The organism is Paenibacillus sp. 453mf, from assembly GCF_900116105.1.
Taxonomy (GTDB): domain Bacteria; phylum Bacillota; class Bacilli; order Paenibacillales; family Paenibacillaceae; genus Paenibacillus; species Paenibacillus provencensis.
This window is the reverse complement of sequence record NZ_FPAC01000001.1, coordinates 306,811-331,255: the sequence shown is the minus strand read 5'-3', so window position 1 is coordinate 331,255 and position 24,445 is coordinate 306,811. Positions and strand designations below refer to the sequence as shown.

Here is a 24,445-nt window from a genome sequence, read left to right as displayed (position 1 = left end):
CACTCTCTTTACTCGAACAACTATTAAAAATCAATCAATCCCAGACTGATCTGTAGAGCTTCACCAACAAGCTTCATCGTATCATCATCCAGATGCGTAATCTTGTCAGTCAGACGCTGTTTGTCAATCGTTCTGATCTGTTCGAGCAACACAACAGAATCCCGATCAAAACCGTGCAGTTCTGCATCAATTTCCACGTGGGTCGGCAGCTTCGCCTTCTGAATCTGAGCCGTGATGGCCGCAACGATACAAGTAGGACTGAAACGGTTGCCAATATCATTCTGGATCACAAGCACCGGTCTGACTCCCCCTTGCTCGGAACCGACAACGGGTGAAAGATCCGCAAAAAAAACGTCGCCGCGTTTAACGATCAATGTTTACACCCCGCTCACTAAGCGGCCCAGAGTGCTGTCTGCATCATCCTCCGCGTGAAAAGCTTCGGAAGCCATGGTCAAATTAATCTTGGCCATTTCCATATAACCTCGCTGCATCGACTCCCGGATATAACGCTTCTTCCGTTCGTTTAAGTACAGCTTCATGGCTTGCCTGATGAATTCACTGCGGTTCGAATTCTCCATTGCTACAATACCATCCACTTCTTGTAAGAGATGATCCGGCAAACTAATCATAATCCGTTTGGTGTTCTGTACATTGGTCAAGTTCTCTTCCACCCCCACACAAAACCTTACGCCACTGTGAACCAGTATAACGTTATTTAAGGAAATTTATACAAGAGGATATATATGCCCCGCGTATATCAACTATGCATTACTCATTATAAACGGTATGATATCATACGTACATCATCCATTTTGCGAATAACTACACTTTTCGCGGACATTAGACGAAAATCCTCTTTTCTAAAGCGAAAAATTTCCGGAAATTTTTAGGATAAGAGAGAGTTTACTCGAGATATGACTTGACCGGACCTCATGTACACACGTGGAATTCGATTCGCCAGCATACAGATCACTTCATAATTAATGGTACCCAGCTTGGAGGCCAGTTCGTCGGCACTAATGGTACTGCCCATCTGCTGACCGATGATAACAACCTCTTCACCTGCTTTAATATCTTCCTGTTCTTCACTTAACGTTTCTAATGACACCATACACTGATCCATGCAGATCGTACCAACGACTGGAACGCGGCGCCCGCGTACTAATACTTCTACCTTACCGCCGAGCATGCGTGAAAAACCGTCTGCATAACCAATAGGCAAGGTTCCAATCTTCTCGTTCTTGGACGAGTAGTATCTTGTTCCATAGCTAATACCCCAGTGTTCAGGAACCTTTTTTACGTATACAATCTTCGTCGTAAGTGTCAGCACTGGGAGCAAGTGAACCGCATGCTGATCCACCTCGGCTGACGGATATAGTCCATATAGGCTGATGCCTACTCGAACCATGTCCAGACTAAGCGTCGGCGTATCAATCGCAGTTGCACTATTCCCTGTATGTATGATCGGGATGCTGTAGCCCTGATTTCGCAGTGCACTCACCACATCCATAAATCGTTGGTACTGTATAAGTGTATAGGCTTTATCCTCTTCATCTGCTTTGGCAAAATGGGTGTATACCCCTTCAAGCATGACATAAGACAAACGACTCAATCGCTGAGCATAGTATTCAGCATCTTCCGCTGTGATGACACCTATTCGGCCCATTCCACTATCAATCTTAAGATGGACCTTCAATGGGTTACCTTGATGAGCATTCTTGGCGATAGGTTCCAGAGCTTCAATGCTCTGCAGCACCTCTTCACTAAACACTGTAACCGTAATTTGTTGCTTATAAGCAACCTCAATGCCTTCAGGCGGTGTATATCCCATGACTAGAATCGGTGCGTGAATACCTGCCTGTCTCAGCTCAAGCGCTTCATCCAGGAATGCGACATTCAGATAGTCCACATCCAGCCTTTCCAGCTCTTTTGCAATTTCCACTGCTCCATGGCCATAGCCGTTAGCCTTCACACATGCACTGAAGAGCACCCCTTCTGGCAATACCTTACGAAAACCATCAACATTATGTCTTAAATGATCCAAGTTGATTTCAGCTTGGGTCGGGCGATACTGTCCTTGCACCCGCAGTCACCTTCCCTGATTTACATTTCCACTTCAGCAATAAGTCTTATCGTATAAAACAGGGAGACCTCTGTCAAATACAGGTGTTTCTAATTATGGAACTTGAAAAAGAGAATACACTCATAACATACCCAATACTTCCGCAGATAAAAATCATAGCAGACAGATAGATCCGTCCAAAAAGAGGCGAACAGCCGTTATTTTACGGAAGACATCCATAAATAACGGCTAATTCATTATATTCTATATAGAATGATTTGGTTCTCAGTCATTAAGCAGATTTTGCCAAATTATTTACCCGATTGATCCTGCATTGAAGCAGCGATTTTCACCATTTCGGATTCTGGCAGATCATCACTCGTAATTCTGTATTCCATTCCTTCATCAAACCAGGTCAGGGTCCTCGGCAGCTCAGTGGTAATCATGCCAATCGTGAATCCGAGATCGACCGGGCTTGTTACCGCATATGAGGATGCGCGGTCCTGCGGTCTTGCTTCGATAATGGTGTAATTATATGTTCCTTCAAATCGAAGCATAACCGCGTAATCTTCTTCAGTCTCCATAATGGTCGGCTCACCTTTGAAATCCACACCTTCCGGCAGATAGGTAGGCTCGATCACACCGAAGTCTCCAAGTTCAGGAATTTCGATTGCTCCTGTCGTTTCATCGGTGCTCTCTGGCGCCTCTGCTGAATCCCCTTCCGGCGCCTGCTCGCTGTCGACCTTAGCACCCGGCGCATTGGTCTCTGGAGTTCTTGATTCTGTTTCCGGATCAGCCTCTCCCACATTGTTCTCAGGTGTCGCAACCTCCTCGTTTACTTGCGGTACAGTTTCACCGCTCTCGCTAGGCTCGGTAATTGTGCCTTCGGCAGGCGCTTGGCCTTCCCCTGTATTTACAGACATATTCTTCTGCATATCAAAGGCTTCTTTCTCAAACTTGGTACCAAACTCGAATTTTTCAAATTTCACATCCACTACGACCTTCGCATTGGCATCGGATACAGATACCTGCTTCGGCGCATAGTCTGCTTTGTTCAGCCAAATTTTTTGGCGTACAAGTGAATGGGTATTATAGTTGGCAGCGACTTCAAATACATAGCTTTCTTCCTCATCGACAAATTGGCGTGTGTTGTCTCCAATAATGCTGCGTACCAGTGTTTCGTACAGATACACTTGACCTTGATTATCCGGCCAGTCGCTTTGGAAGCGGAAGCTCTTGTTCAGACTTGGTGTAAGGACGAATACACCATCATCATTGCGCAGCACGATCTGTGTGATGTCCTTCTTGGCATTCGTCAGGGCAATACGGTAATACGAAGGCTTTTGGTGCCATACTTCAACTTTGTACTCCTGAGGCGTCTCTCCTGAATAGAAGGTCATTACACCCGATCCCTGATAACTCTCAAGACCACCCACGACTTCGTTTAAATCCTTGACTACTGAATCTGCATCCTTTGGTCCACAAGCCGCAAGCAGACCTGAAAAGCACAGAACCATGGCTAGGACCCATGATATCCGGCGCATGACATCATCCCCTTTAACACTGATTTCAACTGATTGATACATGTCTATGAGGGACTTGTTCGATTTATGCAGACTGGCCTGACAAGCATAAAGAAAAATAGGCCAACCAGAAGTTTCTGGCTGACCTAATAATACGAAAAGAGCCCCTTAAGGCTCTATGATTGCAGCATGCTGCTACTCGAGATCTTCTTCCTTAGGAACCAGATCAAAGATTTTTTCCGATTCCATTGTATCAATGAGACGATTCAACCATTTGTAATAAGCAACAGCCGCCTTCATCTTCTCCATATCCTGGGCCAGGACCTCCTTCAGAGCTTCATCATCCTCATTCGATTTCAGCATGCGCTCAATCTCTTCAATGGCCTTCTTGAAAGAGAGCAGATTACTCTCCGCTGCTTTTCTCCATTTGATAGCAAAATAGTCCGTAAATGTCTGATGCCAGTCATATTCAACCTCATATTGATCTTTGCGGGAACCTTTGCTCCATACCTTGTTTACCATCTTCATATCAAGGAGATTACGGACTCCTGTACTCATGCTGGTCTTGCTCATCTCCATCTCTCGCCCCATATCATCCAGCGTCATGGGTTTATCGGCAAAAAAAAGCAATCCATATAAGTGCCCGGAAGAGGAGCTGAGTCCATACAAGTCCATATTTTTACCAACGGTTTGGATTACCCGCTTGCGAATATTCATTAGTTTATCTTGCTGCTGTTCATTTAATTGGTCCAAGCTCATGCTTGCAACCTCCCATTCTAAATCGTCAGGTACTAAAGATAGTTAAGATAAGAGGTCTTATCTTCTCACCGTCATAAACTGAATCCAATCAGGACAAAATATATTCGCCAAATTGTCTACCAAAGGCAGATCGTTAGATCTCAAAGATAAACAAAGTGTCTGTTCAGATAACATGATCTATTTTAGAAAAAGCATCATTAAAAGTAAAGAAACCACGGCCCTAGATTGACATCAAAAATACCGTTTTTCCTTGATGCACCAACACTTTAAACTTTGTACAGTATTTTCTGTACATACTTTACGTTCTGAACGTTCGTTTGAAATTATACATTTTATTTGTTACACTGGCAAAGGCTTATGTTCAGAAAACGAGCTTCAAAGAGCTGCACATCGCTCTGCAAGCTAAATATAAAGGAGTGTACCTATGACCATTCTGGAAGTCAGAAACGTCAGCAAGCTGTTTGGTCCCGGCGCAAGCGAAGGCGCAAAGCTTCTCAGTCAAGGCTGGGATAAGAAACGGCTGGCCAAAGAAAAAGGAATCACTGTTGGTGTGAACCAAGTCAATATGGAGATTAAGCAGGGAGAAATCTTCGTCATCATGGGCTTGTCCGGCAGCGGGAAGTCTACCCTTGTACGAATGCTAAATCGCTTGATTGAACCAACCTCCGGTGAAATCCTCGTTCATGGCAAGGATCTTCGCAAGATGAACAAAGAACAGCTTCGTGAAGTTAGAAGGAAAACAATCAGCATGGTGTTCCAGAGCTTTGCGCTTCTGCCTCACCGTACGGTGCTTGATAATGTAGAATATGGACTTGAAATTCAAAAAGTCGATAAATCCATTCGTTCTGAAAAAGCGAAAGAGGCCTTGGCACTTGTCGGTCTCAAGGGCTGGGAAGACAAGCTGCCTAGTGAGCTGAGCGGTGGTATGCAGCAGCGTGTTGGTCTCGCGAGAGCACTTGCCAATGATCCTGAAGTGATGCTCATGGATGAAGCGTTCAGTGCACTTGACCCACTGATTCGCCGTGATATGCAGGACGAGCTGCTCGAGCTGCAGGACCGGATGAAGAAGACCATTGTCTTCATTACACATGATCTGGATGAAGCGCTCCGCATCGGGGATCGAATCGCACTGATGAAAGACGGTGCAGTAGAACAGATTGGAACACCGGAAGAAATCATGATCCAACCGGCGAACTCCTTCGTAGCACGATTTGTGGAAGATGTGGATCTGTCCAAGGTCCTGACTGCTGCTCATGTCATGCGCAGACCGGAGACCATTACTTTGGACCGCGGACCTCGTGTTGCTCTTGAGCTGATGCGTGAGAGAGGGATATCCAACCTATTTGTTATCGACCGTTCGAAGATGCTGCTTGGTGTTATTACCGCTGAGGATGCTGCCCGCGCATCCAAGGATGGACAAACCATTCAGGATATTCTGATAACCGATGGACCTCAAGTACCGCCGGAAACGCTTATGAATGAACTGTTCGAAATCACAAGCTCAGCGAAGGTTCCGCTCGCTGTCGTGAATGAGAACGGAAGATTGGAAGGCGTTATTGTCCGAGGTGCACTCCTCGGTGCGCTCGGCGGAGAAGTGTCTGCAACGAAGGAGGAATCTATAAATGCCTAAATTACCTATTGCGGAGTGGATTGATGCCATAGTTGATTGGCTGAATGTATCCATTGCCGGATTCTTCCGTCTCATTTCAACAGTTATTGAAAGTGTCGTTGGATTTTTCTCAGGGCTGTTCATGCTCCCGCACCCAATTCTGTTCATTATCATTATTGGGGCCCTTGCTTACTTGCTTGGTAGATGGAAGCTCGCCCTGTTTACTGTACTGGGCTTCCTGCTCATCTATAACTTGGGCTACTGGCCGCAGTCCATGGATACACTTGGACTTGTCGTTACCTCGGGTATTATATCTATTGTGATCGGGGTTCCTCTTGGAATTCTGTCTGCATACAGCCGTTCTATAGAGCGGATCGTTACACCGATTCTAGACTTGATGCAGACAATGCCTGCCTTCGTATACCTGCTGCCGGCAGTAACCTTCTTCAGTCTAGGCGTTGTACCGGGTGTTATTGCTTCCGTTATCTTCTCCATACCGCCTACGATTCGAATGACCCATCTCGGTATTCGTCAGGTATCGAAAGAGCTGGTTGAGGCTGCAGATGCATTTGGCTCAACTTCAAGCCAGAAGCTGTTAAAGGTTCAGCTCCCGCTTGCCATGCCTACACTGATGAGCGGTGTTAACCAGACCATCATGCTGTCACTGTCCATGGTCGTTATTGCTTCCATGATCGGTGCACAAGGGATTGGTGCAGAAGTATACCGTGCGGTAGGCCAGCTTCAGATTGGTAAGGGCTTTGAAGCGGGACTCGTAGTCGTCGTGCTCGCCATTGTGCTTGACCGCTTTACACAGAACCTGGTCGGGAAGCCAGGACAAAAGAAGAAAAGCCGTCTTACTTCCAAGCAGCGCGTCTGGATCGGTTCAGCTGCAGCAGCTATTGTACTGATTGCGGGATTCTCCCAATATTTTGTCGGCGGATCGAATACAGGCGGGACTACCGCCAGCGGCAGTGTTGGTGAGGAAGTAAACTATGAGATTATCGGAATTGACCCGGGTGCCGGCATTATGGCATCCACCAATAAAGCAATTGAAGATTATGAGCTGACGGATTGGACGCTTGTCGAAGGCTCCGGTTCAGCGATGACCGCCATGCTGGAGAGAGCAATCCAGAATGAACAGCCGATTATTGTAACCGGCTGGACCCCTCACTGGATGTTTAACAAATATGATCTGAAATACTTAGAAGATCCGAAGAAGTCTTACGGTGAAGCAGAAGAAATTCATACCGTAGCACGCAAAGGACTTCAAGAAGACCTTCCGACCGCTTATGAGTTCCTGGATCGGTTCCAATGGACTCCTGAGGACATGGGTGAAATTATGATTGCCATTCAAGATGGCAATTCTGCTGAGGAGGCTGCAGCTGAATGGGCTGAAGCTCATCCGGATAAAGTTGATGAATGGATAAGTGGTTTATCACCGGTTAATGGTGATTCCATCAAGCTCAGCTACGTAGCTTGGGATTCCGAAATTGCGAGTACCAACCTCGCCCACTACATTCTGTCCGAGAAGCTCGGTTATAATGTCACTTCACTTCAGGTTGAAATGGGACCGATGTGGCAGGGCGTAGCCAGCGGAGATGTAGATGCATCCCTTGCTGCTTGGCTGCCGGTTACCTCCGCTGCTTACCTGGAGAAATACAAGAATCAAATCGATGATTTAGGCGTTAACCTGGAAGGCGCCAAGACGGGTCTTACCGTACCTGCTTACATGGACATTGATTCCATTGAAGATTTGAAGTAAGCTGACAGCATAAAGCCGCAGTGATCTAGGGAATACCTAGTTCACTGCGGCTTTTCTGTTTCGGATCTGAATTTCCATGGCGCAAGATTATAATCTTGATGTCCAAATGGTGAGGGCTTAGCAATTCTTCTTGCATCTTGCTATTTGCTGTTTTTCTATCTGCTATGTTTTCTCCCCAGGCGTCGTGCTTCTCGCAATTTTTGTCTGCTTCACAACCTGGTGTCCATATACCGAGAATGCTCCTGCAAGAACACCTTGTATGACAGAGTCGGGCGATAGGCCCAGTATCCATACACTCAAACCGACAGCAACAATGACTATGACATAAACAATCGTCCAGTCAGGGAAGGATGGAGTTGACTTCAGAATATACCCTACCACCCAGCATGCCGCCACGACTCCGATCAATCTTGGATCGATCAATTCCCATATCGCGCTCCATTCCACTAAGGGCCGCCCCCTATTTCACTAAAAGATATTATTTATATATGCAATCCCTCATGAAATAAGTACAAACCCTTTCTCCCTAGCTGTTACTCATATTCCTTTTCAATTACTTTATCGCTTCGCATCGTGTCAATCGGACGTACATCTCGCTCGATCTGTTCACGGTGTGGCTCCAGGAATGGAGGTAAGGACAGCTTCTCTCCCAATGTCTCGTAAGGCTCATCCCCCATGAAACCAGGACCATCCGTTGCAAATTCAAATAGTAGCTGCGGTGTTACTCTCACATATAACGATTCGAAGAAATGCCGGTCTACGTAACCTGAGGTTGTAAATCCGAAGCTCGACATTCGCTCAATCCATTCTTCAAGCACGGCGCGGTCCTCTACGCGGAATGCGGCATGATGAACGGTTCCGAATCCTTGGCGAGCAGGCGGAAGCATCGTATTATGTTCAACAACAACCTGAGCTCCGCTGCCTCCTTCACCGACCTCGAACAAATGAAGCGAACCTTCAGAGGCAATTTCCTTGAATAATAATACCCGCTCCATCAATTCTTTAATGTAATCGAACTGTGCATGACGAATATAGATCGGCCCGAGACCCGTAATGGCATACTCCAGTGGGATTGGACCATTCTGCCAAGGTGTACCAGAAGCCACTCCTTCATTATGCTCATCCGAGATGAGCTGGTACTGCTGATCATCAAAATCAACAAAGGACAATGTCTTTTTGCCAAATTGCTCTTTCACTCCTGTATGCTTGACGCCAAGGCGGTCAAATCTCTTGACCCAGTATTCAATCGCTGCATCGCTCGGCACCCGGAATGAAGTCTTGTAGATTTCATCGTTACCATGCTTGCCTTGCGGGATGCCGGGAAAATCGAAGAAGGTCATGTCGGTTCCTGCACTTCCCTTGTCATCTGCGAAGAACAGATGATAGGTCTGAATATCGTCCTGGTTAACGGTCTTCTTAACGAGACGCATGCCCAGAACATAAGTGAAGAACTCATAGTTCTTCTCTGCATTGCTGGTGATTGCAGTTACGTGATGGATTCCTTTTAAATGATTCATTATGTCATCTCCTTAGTAGATATTATAAACAAGTAAAGTATTTTAAAATTAAGATAATTTCTTGTGAAGCAATGCTTTGATATGCTTCTGTGAGTATTAGTTTATAACTAAACTGATGGATTGTCAAGACTCTTTATGACAGAAGCAATCACAAGACACTCACCGACTAAACCGTAACGGCTACAGCAAGCCGCTCGGCTGAACAGGATAGAGTTTGCCCTGAATAGCAAATGACACGCGTCCCGTCTCCTCTGAAACGACCAGTACAAGACAGTCTGTTCGTTCGGTCAGCCCGATGGCCGCACGATGACGTGTCCCCAGCATTTCCTCCCCTTCATAAAACTGTGCGGTAGGATAAATATTGCCTGCGGATAGAATTACATTCTTATCGACGACAACCCCTCCGTCATGCAGTGGATTCCCTGGGTAGAATATCGATTCCATTAGTGAGAAGGATAATATCGCATTAATCGGAATGCCTGAATGAACAAAAGGCTTGATCTCATCCTTTCTTCGGATAGCAATGAGCGCTCCATGTCTTCGCTCCGATAAATGCTGCACGGTCGTTGCCAGCGTCGCATAATGATCGGTATACGGCTCAAGGTACGTTCTTAAGTAATAGGAGGCAGCAATGGTATGAATGGCCCGAAACTGCTGATTCATCTGCTCAAATTGATTCAGAATACAGCACTCATTCTCCTCAATGGTGTCAAGTACACGATGGATGCCGTCCATCAGCAGATGCAGCTGATCATTCAACTGATTTTTCATAGTTATTGGCAGTGCCGGTTCACGTATATCCATTATTGCTTCATGCCTCCTACGCAAGATAACTTCAATCCTTACTAGATTTCCCCGCATAACAGTAAAGTTATACAGGTGAGGATTTTGCATCAGCCAAATCAAATGATGCAAAATCCTGAAGTATATAAAGCCTTCAAAGCTGCTAACAAAATGCTTATGTAGCAGGAGCAATCCTCCTGTATGGTGTACTACTGAATTCTCTCATATCTGCTTCATATCATCCTGTTTAGAGTGCTGCCAGTTCTTCTTCCGTCACCCATTTATGGTTTGAGACAGGTTCGCCTCCCGTAGTTGGAGTGAAATCAACCATATATACAGTGGTTTGCTTAGCCGAATCAATTGTGGCCTCTGCCCCTTTCATCCCTTCCATATGATCCGCCATCAGCACGACCTCACTGCCTGGTGTAAACGGCTCGCTGCCCGCATCCTGGATTTCTTCATGGATGACCCACTTATGGTCCGTTACCTGCTCTCCACCGTTAACAGGTGTATATGAAACGGTATAAACGGTCGTATCATAGGCTCCGGTAATGGTAGCTTCTGCTCCCTCCATGCCTGACATGTGATCTGTAGTGATCTTCGCAGTGTCTCCGACTTTAAATTTGGGATTCACCGCTTCCTTCAAACCTTCAGGAACCTCACCTGACGAAGAATGATTCATGGCAGAATGATCCTCGTGTGCCGCTGTGTCTGCCGTCTCATTTGAATTGCTGTCTCCAGCATTGCCGCATCCGCTCATAATGAGCATGGCTGTAATTCCGATTAGTGCCAGTTCTTTTTTCATATTTCATTCACCTCAGTTTGTGTCTTTGTTGCAATAACATTATACCCTATAGGGGTATAATTAAAACACATATTTTTTCTTGCTTCGTTGGTTCGGGGAAAATCTGCAATGATTCTCACGCATCGTATAAAAATAAAACACAGCCTTCGTTCTAAGGGAACAAAGGCTGTGAAAGAGAGCTTGCTATTCGGAATCGAATCCGCTATTCCTTAATCGTCACTGTCACTGGTGAATACTCAGCTATGACTGTCTGGCCGTGAACGGATACGCTGCCTTGCGGAGATAAATCCTTCTCCGTCATAATGCCAAGTGCAATCGTGAATTTGTTCATTTTGACCGGAATGCCAATCTCGCGGCGAACCTCGTGACCATTAACCAGGAATACCGCTTCATCGTTAGCACGGTTGTACGTGATGGTATATGTGTTGAACTCCTGGGGCTTAAAGTGAGCATCGTCCTCTTTGAAGATGCTGAAGTACCGGGTCTTGTCCGATTCAGGCACCTTCACGCCCGGGAATGGAAGAATGGCATATACACTGCAGAATTGCTCATTGTTAGCAAAGAAGTCGAGTGCTGCTCCGGTGCTGAAATCAAGCAGGTTCAAGGATACATATCCATCATAAAAATCCCCGAGAACGGTTCCTCTTGTACGAGCACGAATTTGCAGCTCAAATGTCACTTCTCCGGATTCCGGCACTTCTACTTCCTCAACAGAATAATACATATGCTTCGCATTATCCAGGATCTGAACCTGGTTATGCTGCCGGCTCAGCGGTGCACGTACATATAATATTCCGTTGCGTACGATGACCACCGCATCCGGCTCCCGGTATTCCCAGAACGACCCGTCCGGAAGAGCGAACCCTCCAATCTTCCACACTTTACCTTCATCTAAAATGGAGTGAAAATCTCCAAAAACGCGTTGTTGCTCCATTGATCGATCCTTCTTTCTAAAGAATATTCAACATGAGGCTCCATCTATATCAAGCCTTTTACATGAAATGCTTCCCCTTCGTCCCGAAGGAAGACTGGCTAATTACACATATGCAACTAAGAATATACTCAGTGCATTAACAAGCCGCATCTTGTTTTAGTATAAAGGAAAACACTGAATAATTCCTCCCGAGAAGCATTTTCCATAGACCTTATCATCTGCTTGTCTTCGTTAGAATCAATTGAAATAAAGCTCGTCTTTCATATGACCAAAGAGTATACGGTTGCCTGATATTCTCCATCACCTAATATATGAGCCTACGAATAAAAATCTCCAAAATGAGAAAACTAATAATATTACTTTTTGAAGGGATATTCAGCTATGGATCGAGTAGTTCAGGAAATTAAAGCAGAGCTTGGCAAAAACGTTGATTTTCTTTTGAAGAGGGATTACCTTGCTGATACACCCGTTTTCCTTTTAGGATTTAATAGTTTAGTTGATTTTATAAAAACGAGAACCGTCCTTCAAAAGCATGCTGAGAGCATCATTTTTCAAGATAGATCCTCTGAAGAGCTATGGAGTGCAATAGGTGAAATGAAAGAAGGAGATGCAAAGGAAGCCATTTCATCCATATATGCAGGCAAACTGATTATTAATATTGAAAATACCAATCGGTATATAATCATGGAGCCTGTATTGAAAATGCTGGATCGTTCCATTGAACCTCCTTCTAATGAAAATGTGATTCTAGGTCCGTTAATTTCCTTCACAGAGGACATTGATGCAAATATCGGAATGGTCCGAAAACAACTGAACACGGATAAGTTTCACTTACACTCTTATTCAAAAGGACATAATGAGAAAAAGAAGCTCTCCTTGCTTTATATAGAGGGTCAAGCTGATTCAGAAATGGTTGATAATCTTCATGCCCATATCCAAAAAAATTACAATATGGAAATAAGTGATGTGCAGGGACTGTCTAAAATGTTGGGGTTTCCATCCATGGAAGCAGTTTCGAAATTTAATACCACTCAGCTGCCTCTTCAAGCAATTCAATATCTGAAAAAAGGAAGAGTCATTCTTTTTGTGGATCAATTGCCCTTTGCGCTCATTCTTCCCAACCTTCTCTGGGATATGTTTGCGGAAGACAATGACCGGAACTTTCCTCTGCCCATTATGGTTGCCATTCGAGCTATAAGAGTTATAGGTTTTTTAGTGACTCTGATCAGTCCGGGCCTGTACGTGGCATTAGTTTCAATAAATCCTGAAGTGCTGCAGATTCAGCTTGCTTTATCCGTTGTCGAAAGCCGTCAAGGAGTTCCATATCCAGCATTGGTGGAGATTATGATCATGCTCGTTATTCTTGAATTAATTCTGGAAGCAAGTGTTAGGCTACCCAAATCCATTGGTCCAACGATTACAATGGTCGGCGGGATTATCCTGGGACAGGCTGCAGTTGAAGCTAAATTAGTCAGCAATCTGCTCATCATTATTCTTGCAGCTACTACCATTGCTAATTCAACAATAGTTGGGGTTCAAAACAATGTTTCCATCAGGTTATTTAAATATGCCATTTTATTTCTTGCAGCGATTTTTGGCCTATTAGGCATTGTTGCGGGCATGGTTCTAATTAGCGCTTACTTAGCAAACCTAAACACCTTCGGCAAGTCCTATCTCTACATAAACATAAAAGGGGATGAAAGCAATAATGGGTAAAAGTTTGCATGTCATGCTGATGTATATTGTAAGCCATTTGGGACTTATTTTCTTTTTGTACCCGGATAATATCATTTCTAGTACAGAGCAGGGCCACTGGCTTCCCATCCTCATAGGCATAACCGTTCATTTTATATTTATATATATTTATATGAAGGGATTAAGCTTTTTTCCGAAAAAAGATATCATCACTATCTACTCAGAGATTGGAAAAGGCACAGCTTTCTTATTTATTGTCCCTATTTTCCTTTATTTCATCATGATTTTATTGATAACCGTCCGGGCTTACTCTGGAATCATCACCATTGTCTTTTTATCAAAAACACCCTTATGGGCCATCATACTATTATTGATTTCTATTTCATCCTATATTGCAGCTAAAGGTGTCGAAGTGATGTTTCGCACCGTGTTTCTCTTATCCATTCTGTTTCTTCCCATCATTTTATTTATCTTCTTTGCTTCATTTCAAAACGTAGATTGGAGATATGCAATTCCATTCAATACTGATTTCAGCTTCATTACAGAGCGTTCCTACTTAGAAGGTTTTTTTGCCTTTTCGGGAGGATTTCTGTTTCTTGGCTTTGTACAGCCCTATTATTCTTACGACAAAAAGTATGTTTTATGGGCTGCAGCCTTCCTTATTCCCTTTTTTATATTTTCAGTCTATATACCTGTTCTTACATTGGGACAACCCACATCAGCAACGACCTTACTGCCCTACGTTGTTACTGTGGACGCCATAAATATTAGATGGCTGATGTTTGACAGGGTTACCATGTTTTTTCTGTTAAGTCTACTTTCCTTTATTATGCTTTTCCTTTCTCTCGTAACATGGAAAATAATCCGTATCTTGAGCCATTACCTTCCTTCGATAAAACCATTTAACCTGTCGATAGTACTTTCAGCGGCCGTCTTTTTTTCATGTTTTTTAATTCCGGACTGGAAGGATATCGAGCAATTATTTTGGTGGAATACTTTTTTACGATTTTACATCTTGATTACGATTCCCTTATCTATCTTTATCTTTGGACTTCTTAAAAAGAGGAAGGATAAAAATGAAACCATTTAAGCCAAAATCCAAAGTCCTTATCACTATTTTCCTGCTTTTGGCGATCATTACCCTAAGCGGTTGCTGGGACAATAGGGACATTAATCATCGGGTTCTCCCAGTTGTCCTTGGTATATCGACGGTTGACGAACAATACAAGGTTTTTCTAAAAATTCCGAAGTCTGATGATATGTCGAAAAACAAAATTGTATCCGGAACAGGAGAAACGATTTCAATGGCGGTTGATTCAGTCAGCAGGAATATGGAGAGTAGCGTAGATTTGCTTCATGTAAAACTAATATTGATTGAGCAGAAAACCGCTGAGAAAGGAATGAATGATATCATGGCTGGCTTTATGCGATCACGCGAAATCCCTCCAAAAGCATTAGTCGCGATTTGTAAAGAAGATTTAAATGAGTTTTTCAAAAAACTGCAAGATTCAAATGTTAAAGCAACCACCATGTTCGACTTTTTTGAAAAAAATGCAGGATGGAATCCGGATATCGCCCTTACAAGGATATGGGAGGTTTACCGGAGTATCCATTCCTATACACGCGATGTTGCGATCCCTATAATTGGTACAGGAAGAACAACAGCTATTGAACAATCTGGCTCTGCCGTAATAAAGAGTGGAAAGATGGTAGAACAAATCAGCTCAAACGAAACCCTGCTATTTAATGCTTTTGAAGGAGAAAGCACCCAGGGGAAAGTAGAAGTAATGGAGCATGCAAGTGTCATGATTACTGGTAATTCCATGCATCATAAAAGCGTATTAGTTGATAATAAGCCATTTCTAAAAACCCGGGTTAACTTAAAGGTCGTCATCTTGGAGACAAAAGGGGAAACCTCAACCAGTTTAATCAAAGAGGAATTGAAAACACTTCTAACCGAGCGATTCAATAAAATGTTTGCGAAAATTCAAAAGAGTGAAGCGGATATTTTGGGTATAGGCCAGTTTTACCGCAACAAAATTTCACTGAAAGAATTAAAAAACTGGAGATCCGATTATTATCGAAATATGAAAATGGATATCCAATTCGAAATAGATATTCAAAATAAAGGGTATTTAAAAACAATATAAAATCGGACCTGAAATATTTAAAAGACATGTTCCACATCTACCTATACCCTCATAACTTATTACAAATCATTTAATAAAAAGTGAGGAGTAATAAAATGAGTATGACTAATCAAGAACATCTTCAACACCAAACTCTTACAACTATAAGCCCTGCTGTTAGACATGGATTACGAGAAGCCCATTACCTTGGGTATCGACATGCATTAACAGAAGCAGTTGCCATTGGATATTTAATGGGAAAAGGCTACGATTATGATACCGCTTGGAGAACGGTTGAATCTTGGTGGAGACCTCCAGGAACTCCATTACCTCAGATGTATTAGGATAAATATATTAACTGTTTGAATCCAAAGATTAACTTATTGTATACAATTGAATTTCGAGTTAAACGGCGTTTAACTCTCATATTTTTTTGCGACTTAATCATGACCACCCGACCAACGGGTGGTTTACTCTTGGGGTATAATCCCACAATCGGACCTGAAATATTTAAAAGACATGTTCCACATCTACCTATACCCTCATAACTTATTACAAATCATTTAATAAAAAGTGAGGAATAACAAAATGAATATGACTAATCAACAACATCTTCAACACCAGACTCTTACAACTATAAGCCCTGCTGTTAGACATGGATTACGAGAAGCCCATTACCTTGGGTATCATCATGCATTAACAGAAGCAGTTGCCATTGGATATTTAATGGGAAAAGGCTACGATTTTGATACCGCTTGGAGAACGGTTGAATCTTGGTGGAGACCTCCAGGAACTCCATTACCCCAGATGTATTAGGGTAAATATATTAACTGTTTGAATCCAAAGCTTGCTTATTGTATACAATTGAAAAACCTCTAAATTGTGACCATTGAGGTGTAAATCCAGAAGTTTTAGGGTTAGTGATCTTCAATACAAGTTGTTGTAATACCTTGTTCTTCGAGTTAAACGGCGTTTAACTCCCATATTTTTTGCGACTTAATAAAAAAGACTCCCTCTCGGGAGTCTTTTATTTACTGCTATTATAGGCTTTGTATGCCTGAATTACATCATGCCGCCCATTCCACCCATGCCGCCCATGTCTGGAGCTGCAGGAGCTGCTGGTTCTGGCTTGTCAGCGATAACCGCTTCAGTCGTCAAGAACATAGCTGCTACGGAAGCTGCATTTTGCAATGCATAACGAGTTACTTTGGCAGGGTCAACGATACCTGCGTCGATCATGTTCACCCATTCGCCGTTTGCAGCGTTGTAGCCTACGCCAACTTCTTCGCGTTTCAGACGGTCCACGATTACGGAACCTTCTTCACCTGCGTTAGCAGCGATCGTACGGATTGGAGCTTCGAGCGCGCGAAGCACGATGTTCACACCTGTTTGCTCGTCACCTTGCAATTGGTCAGCAACCGCAGATACAGCGCCGTATACGTTAACCAGGGCAGTACCACCACCAGATACGATACCTTCTTCAACTGCAGCACGAGTTGCGTTCAGCGCATCTTCGATACGCAGTTTACGCTCTTTGAGCTCAGTTTCTGTTGCAGCACCGACTTTGATGACTGCTACGCCGCCAGCCAGTTTAGCCAGACGCTCTTGCAATTTCTCTTTATCGAATTCGGAAGTCGTTTCTTCCAATTGGGAACGAATTTGTTTAACACGTGCATCGATGTCTTCTTTGCTTCCTGCACCGTCAACGATGATTGTGTTTTCTTTGGTAACACGTACTTGACGAGCAGTACCCAGTTGATCGATGGAAGCCGTTTTCAGGTCAAGACCCAGTTCTTCTGTGATCACTTGGCCGCCAGTCAGAGCAGCGATATCTTGCAGCATTGCTTTACGACGGTCACCGAATCCAGGAGCTTTCACCGCTACTGCATTGAATGTACCGCGCAGTTTATTCACGATCAGCATCGCTTGCGCTTCGCCTTCGATATCTTCTGCGATCAAGAGAAGTGGTTTGGATTGTTGAACGATCTTCTCAAGTACAGGCAAGATTTCTTGCGTGTTTGTGATCTTCTTGTCTGTGATCAAAATGTAAGGGTTGTCGAGGACAGCTTCCATTTTGTCCGTGTCTGTAATCATGTATGGAGAAATATATCCACGGTCGAACTGCATACCTTCAACCACTTCAAGCTCTGTTTCGAATCCGCGGGATTCTTCAACCGTGATCACACCGTCGTTACCCACTTTTTCCATAGCTTCAGCGATCAGTTCGCCTACTTCATCGTCCGCTGCGGAGATTGCTGCAACTTGAGCGATGGATTGTTTGTTCTCAACAGGTTTGGAAATGCTGCGCAGTTCTTCTACTGCTGCACGAACCGCTTTGTCGATCCCTTTACGGATACCGATTGGGCTAGCGCCCGCAGTTACGTTCTTAAGACCTTCTGTGATCAGGGCTTGAGCAAGTACCGTTGCCGTCGTTGTACCGTCACCAGCAACATCGTTGGTTTTGGTTGCAACTTCTTTAACCAGCTGAGCACCCATGTTCTCGAATGCATCTTCCAGCTCGATTTCTTTTGCAATCGTTACACCGTCATTTGTAATGAGCGGGCTGCCGAATTTCTTCTCAAGAACGACGTTGCGTCCTTTTGGTCCAAGCGTTACTTTTACTGCGTTAGCCAAAGCGTCCACACCACGAAGCATGGAACGGCGAGCGTCTTCACTGAATTTAATATCTTTTGCCATTGCTGAAAAACCTCCCTAAAAATTTATATGCAATATTCTAAGTACAAGCCGTCGTAAGAGCGGACATATAAGTGTAAGTCAAATGCCTTAACCGATAAGTAAGCTGCTGAATTCAAACTTATTCACCAGACTCTAGGAATTAGCCAAGAATCGCGTGAATGTCGCTTTCTTTCATAATCAAATATTCTTTACCTTCATATTTGATCTCTGTGCCAGCATATTTGGAGAAGATAACGCGGTCGCCTTCTTTTACTTCAAGAGGAACACGAACACCGTCTTTCAAGCTTCCAGCGCCAACAGCAATAATTTTGCCCTCTTGCGGTTTTTCCTTAGCAGAATCCGGAAGTACGATTCCTAAAGCCGTTGTTTGTTCTTGTTCGATCGGTTCTACCAATACGCGTTCACCTAAAGGTCTGATCATGAAAAATAGCCTCCTTAATTAATATTGTTACATATGTTACGGTTGTTGCACTTACTATTAGCACTCGACAGTCGTCAGTGCTAACAACCAATTTCATGATACTGAAATTAGAGAATGATTTCAAGTCCTTTTGAACAAATTCAGATGAAGTTTTGCCCATCCATTGGCAAGCCCTCTACCAGTCTATCCATACTCGTCAAAAATATGCCTTGGAGAATTAAGCTTTCTCACCCGAATCTAACTTAACATACTGCGCATCATACTCTTCCTTCTCTTCGAGCTGCTTGCGATAGACAACTGCAGATAAGAACACACTGAATTCATAGAGCAGAATCAAGGGAATAATGACAATGACATCCGAGATAAAATCAGGCGGAGTAACAAATACAGCGATGACGACCAGCACGAAGTAAGAAATTTTGCGCATTTTCTTCAAACGGAGTGGATTAATAATTCTTAGCTTCGTCAGGAACATGACGATAACCGGCAGCTCGAACAGCAGCGAGATGGGAAGGATGAGATTGAACATAAATGTAAAGAATTGTGCCATACCATAGGTCTCTACCAGGCCCAGGCTGGCATTGATATTATTCGTGAAGCCTACAGCCATGGGAAAAACGACGAAATATGAAAAAGCAATCCCCACAAGAAACAGTAAAAAGACATAAGGAATGTAACGAAGCGTGGCTGTCTGCTCATGGGCCTTAAGGCCGGGACTGACAAATTTCCACACCTGATAGGCTGTGAAGGGAAGAGTAACGATTAAAGAAAAGAGCAGCGCAATCTTCATATACATACTAAGCCCATCCCATAAGGTTAAAGCATGAAGCTCAATATCGTAATTGGAGATCGGCCCCTCTTGTGTTAAATACGTGTAGATGGGATCACTGACAAAAAAACCACCAACAAGCCCTAGTACAAAAACGGCCAGCACGGCAACAAGACGTCTTCTAAGTTCCCCCAGGTGATCTACCAGCGACATTCCCTCTTTAAATTCCGACATCTTGAATACACTCCCTCTCTGCTCTCTCATGATAGAAAAAACAAAACCCTTCTAAAAGAGAAGGGATGCTATCTTCATTCTGTGTGCATAAAAAGTGTAACCGGCACGTTATTCCGGCAGACGCTTGTCCTCCACCGTAGTCGCCTTGGTCTCCTCAATCTTCGATGCTGCTATGCCAGACTCCTTCTTGGAATTCGAGCTGTCATCAGACATAATCTCCTGTGCGCCATTCTTGAATTCCCGGAAGGTTCTGCCCACAGCCCGTCCAAGCTCAGGCAATTTATTAGGTCCAAACAGCAGCAAAGCAACAACAACGATAAGAATAAAACCTGTAGGTCCAATACTTGGCATTCCTGCTCCTCCTTCTTGTGTATGGATATGTATCCAATAAAATCCAAGTCCATCTGATTTGAATCATATCATAAATGTAAAAGCATACATAGACCATATCTCAAGAATCTGGAAAAATGAGCTTATTCAACTATACATCCTATTTATACTATAAATCTGGTTGTCTGAATTGTCCTGTGACCATAAGCAGCGCTTCAGGAAGCTGATCCATAATCGCGGCTAGATTCTCATGAACACCCTTCGGTGTGCCCGGCAGGTTCACAATCAGTGTTCTGCCCCGAATGCCGACGATCCCTCTGAACAGCATGGCTGCCCGATTCTTCTGGAGCACCGTGCTCCGCATGGCTTCCGCCATGCCGGGAACCTCACGGTCAATAATTCTCCGTGTCGCTTCCGGTGTAACATCCCTTATGGCGAGCTCGGTTCCACCCGTCGTAAGGACGAGGTCCGCATGAAAATAATCGGTCATTTCAATAAGCGCGGCAATGATCTCATCCGGCTCATCAGGGACGATCCGATACTCGATGATTTCTCCCCCGAGCTCTTCTTCCACAAGTTCACGGATGACCTGTGCACTCGTATCTTCCCGTTCTCCTCGCGCTCCCTTGTCACTTGCCGTCAGGATCGCTGTCTTCCACAACATAAGATCACCCTTCCCCCTATTTGGAATAATAATCTCCGTTTTTACCACCTGTTTTGGAGACGAGCTGTGTAGGCCCGATCACCATATCCTTCTGTAATGCCTTACACATATCATATATGGTCAGTGCGGCGGCAGATGCTGCTGTTAAAGCTTCCATTTCCACACCGGTTTTTCCTTCTGTCTTGACTGTTACTTCGATATACAGTTCATTCACGTCATTATCGCTGAATGAGATATTCACACCTGTCAGTGGAAGTGGATGGCACATGGGAATCCAGTCCGAGGTTCTCTTCGCTCCCTGAATCCCGGCAACCTGAGCCACGGCGAGCACATCGCCTTTACCGACCCGTCCTTCCTTGATCGCCTGGAGCGTGGTCTCCGCCATCGTGAGCTTCGATTCTGCAACGGCTGTTCTCGCGGTAACCGCCTTGCCGGATATATCCACCATGCGTGCACGACCCTGCTCGTTAAAATGCGTAAGTGAACCATTCCCGGCCTGTCCATCTCCTGAATTCATATTCATGACTTAATCACAATCCTTCATTCATTGTATATGTAATACGCCGTGTTCCGTGAACAGCATGTTCAATCTGAAGTCCTGCGGCTCCATGGGGATATCTCCCGGCGGAAGCAGCTGTCCAGGCAGTACAAGCCCTGCATATACGGGCTCTATCACCTGCTCTGTCATCTGCTCCGACACCTGCTGGTTAGACCTCTGAAGCTTGAGGCTTCTGGCGCGAACCTCTCCAGCGAACCGGTCATAATAGCCTCCGCCGTATCCAATTCGGCCGCCACGATGATCATAGGCAAGACCCGGAACAATAACGAGATCAATGTCTGTCCATCGCTCCCGCTCCCATACCTCGGTATGGTCAGCAGGTTCAAGAATTCCCCATCTGCCAGGCTGAGCATCCTGCATTCCCTGAATTCTACGAAGCTCCATTAGCGAAGAATCCTCTGTTACTCTGGGAACAAGTACAATATCCTGCTGCTCGAAACCATGCTTAAGAATCAGGGAAGTATCGGCCTCGCTGCGGTATGCAATATACGAGAATACGACCAGCCTGTCCTTGTTCTTAAGTATTCTCAGCTGCTCTATCTCATGGATCGCCTGTTCGCACAGCTTCTCGGAAATTTGTAACCGTATGTCAATGGATAGGTCATTTCGAATCCGATGCATCATAGAGCGGAGCTGCTTCTTGCTGTCAAGCTGTTGATCCATCTCCATTGATCCGCACCTTCCAATCCACTAATCATTATATGAATGAAACATATGAAATGGATTACATGCTTTCATTTCATTTTTTAGTTTATCATCTATTTGAAGAAAAGACTATAAGCCTCAAGGAGAGAATAAAGCACATTAAAACGCTCTATCTAAATGTTTTAACATGTTCTATGCAATGCAAAGCTGCCCTTTTTCATGTACACTAGAAATAGTATGTTTATAGGCATGTTCAGCTTTAGAACGAAGATTATATTAACGGAGGAACCATCATGCTTTTTCAGGCTAGTGGAATTATTAAAAGATACGGCATTGACAGTATTCTTGAAGGTGTCAGCCTACAAATATTAGAGCGTGAACGCATCGGACTTGTCGGTGTCAACGGCGCAGGCAAATCTACACTGCTGAAGATCCTCGCAGGAGAAATGTCCTATGACGGAGGTCAGATCTTCAAAGCCAAGGAAACCACGCTCGGATATCTCGCTCAGAACAGCGGACTTGAATCGGACGGGACGATCTGGGAGGAGATGCGCAAGGTATTTGCCGACCTGATAGAAGCAGAAGCCGAGCTTCGGCGCATGGAGCAGCAGATCTCTGATCCGAAGCAAATGGAAGACGAGAAGAAATACGCAGAATTACTCGAGCGATACGCCAGACGTTCCGATTGGTTCAAGGATCGGGGCGGTTATGAGATTGAAACAAGGATCCGCAGTGTACTGCACGGTATGGGCTTTGGAGAATTCCCGGCAGATACGAAGATATCCACACTAAGCGGCGGTCAGAAGACCAGACTTGCCCTTGCACGGATATTGCTGCTGGCCCCTGATCTGCTCATGCTGGATGAGCCGACGAACCATCTGGACATTGAAACACTAACCTGGCTTGAAGACTATCTTCGCAGTTACTCCGGCGCACTGCTCGTCGTATCCCATGACCGGTATTTTCTCGACCGGCTGGTGACGAGCATCGTTGAAATTGAGCGTCATCGCTCCAAGAAATATACAGGCAATTACAGCCGTTACATGGAGATCAAGGCTGCAGAGTACGAGTCTCAGCTGAAGCAATATGAGAAGCAGCAGGATGAAATCGCGAAGATGGAGGCTTTTGTACAGCGGAATATCGTCCGTGCATCCACGACCAAGAGAGCGCAGAGCCGGCGTAGGGCACTGGAGAAGATGGATCGTCTGGATCGTCCGCAGGGCGAGCTGAAGAAGGCCCACTTCTCATTTGATATCGCTTATATGTCTGGCAAAGAGGTGCTGCAGGTCCGAGACCTCTCTGTAAGCTTTGAAGATCCGAGCAAGCCGCTGTTCGAGCATGCTGCCTTTGATCTGCGCCGCGGCGAGACGGTCGCCCTCATCGGACCCAACGGTATTGGCAAATCTACGTTACTGAAATGTCTCACCGGACAGATGAATCCGAGAACTGGGACCATCAACTGGGGCACCAAGATTAAGGTAGGCTACTACGACCAGGAGCAGACCGGCCTCAATCCACAAAACACAGTGCTTGAAGAGCTATGGAGCGAGTATCCTCACATGGAGGAAGCGCGTATTCGGACCGTGCTTGGTAATTTCCTCTTCAGCGGTGATGATGTGACCAAGAAGATCAGCTCCTTAAGCGGCGGAGAAAAAGCCCGTGTCTCCCTTGCCAAGCTTATGCTGCAGGAATCCAACGTCCTCATTCTGGACGAGCCGACGAACCATCTGGATCTGTTCAGCAAGGAAGTGTTGGAATCTGCTCTGATCGACTATGAAGGCACCCTGCTGTTCATCTCGCATGACCGCTACTTCCTGAACAAAATGGCAGAGCAGATCATTGAATTGAATCCGGAAGGCACCCAGCATTTCCTAGGAAATTATGATGACTATGTCCAGAAGAAACAAGACCTTGAGGAGATTGCCCAGGAACGTCTTGAGCAGCAAACAGCTGCCAATAAAACGACTGTAGTTGAGACAGCTCCTGAGAAATCCGGAGCCGCGAGCTTCCAGGCAGAGAAGCAAGCCAAGCGAGAGGAAAGAAACCGGCAGCGGAAGCTGGACAGCCTGGAAGTACAAATTTCTACCCTTGAGGAGCAGATTGAAGCTCAACAGGCAGAAATGGCCAAGCCTGAAGTGTATCAGGATTATATGAAGCTCCAGGAGATTCAGCAGCATATTGAGACATTAAAGTCGAATCTCAGCACAGCTTATGAAGAATGGGAAGCTCTGGCCGAGTAATATAAAGCATTCAAAATATCTTCACATTTTTCTTCATTGCAATAATTAACAACATTATCCACAACAAAAGTGGATAATATATCCATTAGAACAGCCGTTAAGGCTGTTTTTTTGGCGTTATAGTGGGTGTTTTATAGAAAAACCAATATTATCCACCAAATTGTCCACATTATCCACATTTTTTTAATAACTAGATGAGGCCATTTTCATTCATTTTCGAAAACATGTCCAAATTCGACTTTCGGGATTTATCCCCAAATTCTTCCGGATATGTGGATAAAATTGTGCACATATTGACATTTTACGAC

At 44.6% G+C, this 24,445-nt stretch carries 24 protein-coding genes; 7 read left to right on the top strand and 17 right to left on the bottom strand.

Going from position 1 to position 24,445, the window contains the following annotated elements:
* Nucleotides 1–23 precede the first annotated feature (23 nt).
* The 5 genes from BM415_RS01460 to BM415_RS01440 form a co-directional block, all read right to left on the bottom strand.
* Nucleotides 24–374, bottom strand: coding sequence for a type II toxin-antitoxin system PemK/MazF family toxin (locus tag BM415_RS01460; RefSeq protein ID WP_047912142.1), 351 nt, complete (start codon nucleotides 372–374; stop codon nucleotides 24–26).
* Between the two features lie 3 nt (nucleotides 375–377).
* Nucleotides 378–659 (bottom strand): CopG family ribbon-helix-helix protein, encoded by a 282-nt coding sequence (locus tag BM415_RS01455; protein ID WP_047912143.1) that lies wholly within the window; start codon nucleotides 657–659, stop codon nucleotides 378–380.
* A 227-nt stretch (nucleotides 660–886) separates the two neighbouring features.
* Nucleotides 887–2,083, bottom strand: coding sequence for an alanine racemase (alr, locus tag BM415_RS01450; protein ID WP_091153825.1), 1,197 nt, complete (start codon nucleotides 2,081–2,083; stop codon nucleotides 887–889).
* 290 nt (nucleotides 2,084–2,373) lie between these two features.
* Nucleotides 2,374–3,606 carry an outer membrane lipoprotein-sorting protein gene (locus tag BM415_RS01445; protein ID WP_091153822.1) on the bottom strand — a complete coding sequence of 411 codons (1,233 nt, stop codon included), beginning with the start codon at nucleotides 3,604–3,606 and terminating at the stop codon, nucleotides 2,374–2,376.
* Nucleotides 3,607–3,780: 174 nt separating this feature from the next.
* The gene (locus BM415_RS01440; RefSeq protein ID WP_091153821.1) at nucleotides 3,781–4,344 is read right to left on the bottom strand and encodes a GbsR/MarR family transcriptional regulator; all 564 of its coding nucleotides are present in this window, start codon (nucleotides 4,342–4,344) and stop codon (nucleotides 3,781–3,783) included.
* A gap of 424 nt (nucleotides 4,345–4,768) precedes the next feature.
* Here BM415_RS01440 and BM415_RS01435 point away from each other — a divergent pair, with 424 nt between their 5' ends.
* Entirely contained in the window at nucleotides 4,769–5,974 is a 1,206-nt protein-coding gene (locus BM415_RS01435) for a quaternary amine ABC transporter ATP-binding protein (protein ID WP_091153818.1), read from the top strand.
* Nucleotides 5,967–7,715, top strand: coding sequence for a glycine betaine ABC transporter substrate-binding protein (locus BM415_RS01430; RefSeq protein ID WP_091153817.1), 1,749 nt, complete (start codon nucleotides 5,967–5,969; stop codon nucleotides 7,713–7,715). The genes BM415_RS01435 and BM415_RS01430 overlap by 8 nt, the downstream gene beginning before the upstream one ends.
* Nucleotides 7,716–7,877: 162 nt before the next feature.
* Here the strand turns inward: BM415_RS01430 and BM415_RS01425 are convergent, their stop codons facing one another.
* From BM415_RS01425 to BM415_RS01405, 5 genes are all read right to left on the bottom strand, one after another.
* Nucleotides 7,878–8,162 (bottom strand): phage holin family protein, encoded by a 285-nt coding sequence (locus BM415_RS01425; protein ID WP_091153814.1) that lies wholly within the window; start codon nucleotides 8,160–8,162, stop codon nucleotides 7,878–7,880.
* Between the two features lie 86 nt (nucleotides 8,163–8,248).
* Nucleotides 8,249–9,232, bottom strand: a complete 984-nt coding sequence (locus BM415_RS01420) for a ring-cleaving dioxygenase (RefSeq protein WP_091153811.1) — start codon at nucleotides 9,230–9,232, stop codon at nucleotides 8,249–8,251.
* A 180-nt stretch (nucleotides 9,233–9,412) separates the two neighbouring features.
* On the bottom strand, nucleotides 9,413–10,036 hold the full coding sequence (gene cdaS, locus BM415_RS01415; protein WP_211753645.1) for a sporulation-specific diadenylate cyclase CdaS: 624 nt from the start codon (nucleotides 10,034–10,036) through the stop codon (nucleotides 9,413–9,415).
* 226 nt (nucleotides 10,037–10,262) lie between these two features.
* Entirely contained in the window at nucleotides 10,263–10,820 is a 558-nt protein-coding gene (locus BM415_RS01410; protein ID WP_091153809.1) for a YdhK family protein, read from the bottom strand.
* Nucleotides 10,821–11,022: 202 nt separating this feature from the next.
* The gene (locus BM415_RS01405; protein WP_091153807.1) at nucleotides 11,023–11,754 is read right to left on the bottom strand and encodes a DUF6081 family protein; all 732 of its coding nucleotides are present in this window, start codon (nucleotides 11,752–11,754) and stop codon (nucleotides 11,023–11,025) included.
* A gap of 381 nt (nucleotides 11,755–12,135) precedes the next feature.
* On the opposite strand from BM415_RS01405, the gene BM415_RS01400 reads away from it, so the two are divergent.
* From BM415_RS01400 to BM415_RS01385, 4 genes are all read left to right on the top strand, one after another.
* Nucleotides 12,136–13,470: a spore germination protein gene (locus BM415_RS01400; protein ID WP_091153805.1), complete on the top strand. Its 1,335-nt coding sequence runs from the start codon at nucleotides 12,136–12,138 to the stop codon at nucleotides 13,468–13,470.
* Nucleotides 13,463–14,539, top strand: coding sequence for a GerAB/ArcD/ProY family transporter (locus tag BM415_RS01395; RefSeq protein ID WP_244533110.1), 1,077 nt, complete (start codon nucleotides 13,463–13,465; stop codon nucleotides 14,537–14,539). The genes BM415_RS01400 and BM415_RS01395 overlap by 8 nt, the downstream gene beginning before the upstream one ends.
* On the top strand, nucleotides 14,526–15,599 hold the full coding sequence (locus BM415_RS01390; protein ID WP_091153802.1) for a Ger(x)C family spore germination protein: 1,074 nt from the start codon (nucleotides 14,526–14,528) through the stop codon (nucleotides 15,597–15,599). The genes BM415_RS01395 and BM415_RS01390 overlap by 14 nt, the downstream gene beginning before the upstream one ends.
* Nucleotides 15,600–15,700: 101 nt before the next feature.
* Nucleotides 15,701–15,922 carry a hypothetical protein gene (locus BM415_RS01385; protein WP_244533109.1) on the top strand — a complete coding sequence of 74 codons (222 nt, stop codon included), beginning with the start codon at nucleotides 15,701–15,703 and terminating at the stop codon, nucleotides 15,920–15,922.
* 718 nt (nucleotides 15,923–16,640) lie between these two features.
* Here BM415_RS01385 and groL read toward each other — a convergent pair.
* The 7 genes from groL to BM415_RS01345 form a co-directional block, all read right to left on the bottom strand.
* Nucleotides 16,641–18,275 (bottom strand): chaperonin GroEL, encoded by a 1,635-nt coding sequence (groL, locus tag BM415_RS01375; RefSeq protein WP_091153796.1) that lies wholly within the window; start codon nucleotides 18,273–18,275, stop codon nucleotides 16,641–16,643.
* 139 nt (nucleotides 18,276–18,414) lie between these two features.
* Nucleotides 18,415–18,696 carry a co-chaperone GroES gene (groES, locus tag BM415_RS01370; RefSeq protein WP_047912166.1) on the bottom strand — a complete coding sequence of 94 codons (282 nt, stop codon included), beginning with the start codon at nucleotides 18,694–18,696 and terminating at the stop codon, nucleotides 18,415–18,417.
* 217 nt (nucleotides 18,697–18,913) lie between these two features.
* Nucleotides 18,914–19,699, bottom strand: a complete 786-nt coding sequence (gene tatC / locus BM415_RS01365) for a twin-arginine translocase subunit TatC (protein ID WP_091153794.1) — start codon at nucleotides 19,697–19,699, stop codon at nucleotides 18,914–18,916.
* 108 nt (nucleotides 19,700–19,807) lie between these two features.
* Nucleotides 19,808–20,050 (bottom strand): twin-arginine translocase TatA/TatE family subunit, encoded by a 243-nt coding sequence (locus BM415_RS01360; RefSeq protein ID WP_091153791.1) that lies wholly within the window; start codon nucleotides 20,048–20,050, stop codon nucleotides 19,808–19,810.
* Nucleotides 20,051–20,198: 148 nt separating this feature from the next.
* Nucleotides 20,199–20,693: a MogA/MoaB family molybdenum cofactor biosynthesis protein gene (locus BM415_RS01355; protein WP_047912169.1), complete on the bottom strand. Its 495-nt coding sequence runs from the start codon at nucleotides 20,691–20,693 to the stop codon at nucleotides 20,199–20,201.
* Nucleotides 20,694–20,709: 16 nt separating this feature from the next.
* On the bottom strand, nucleotides 20,710–21,216 hold the full coding sequence (moaC, locus tag BM415_RS01350; RefSeq protein ID WP_280142836.1) for a cyclic pyranopterin monophosphate synthase MoaC: 507 nt from the start codon (nucleotides 21,214–21,216) through the stop codon (nucleotides 20,710–20,712).
* A gap of 21 nt (nucleotides 21,217–21,237) precedes the next feature.
* Nucleotides 21,238–21,921 carry a 5-formyltetrahydrofolate cyclo-ligase gene (locus tag BM415_RS01345; protein WP_091153789.1) on the bottom strand — a complete coding sequence of 228 codons (684 nt, stop codon included), beginning with the start codon at nucleotides 21,919–21,921 and terminating at the stop codon, nucleotides 21,238–21,240.
* Between the two features lie 269 nt (nucleotides 21,922–22,190).
* On the opposite strand from BM415_RS01345, the gene BM415_RS01340 reads away from it, so the two are divergent.
* On the top strand, nucleotides 22,191–24,137 hold the full coding sequence (locus tag BM415_RS01340) for an ABC-F family ATP-binding cassette domain-containing protein (protein ID WP_091153787.1): 1,947 nt from the start codon (nucleotides 22,191–22,193) through the stop codon (nucleotides 24,135–24,137).
* Nucleotides 24,138–24,445: the final 308 nt, after the last annotated feature.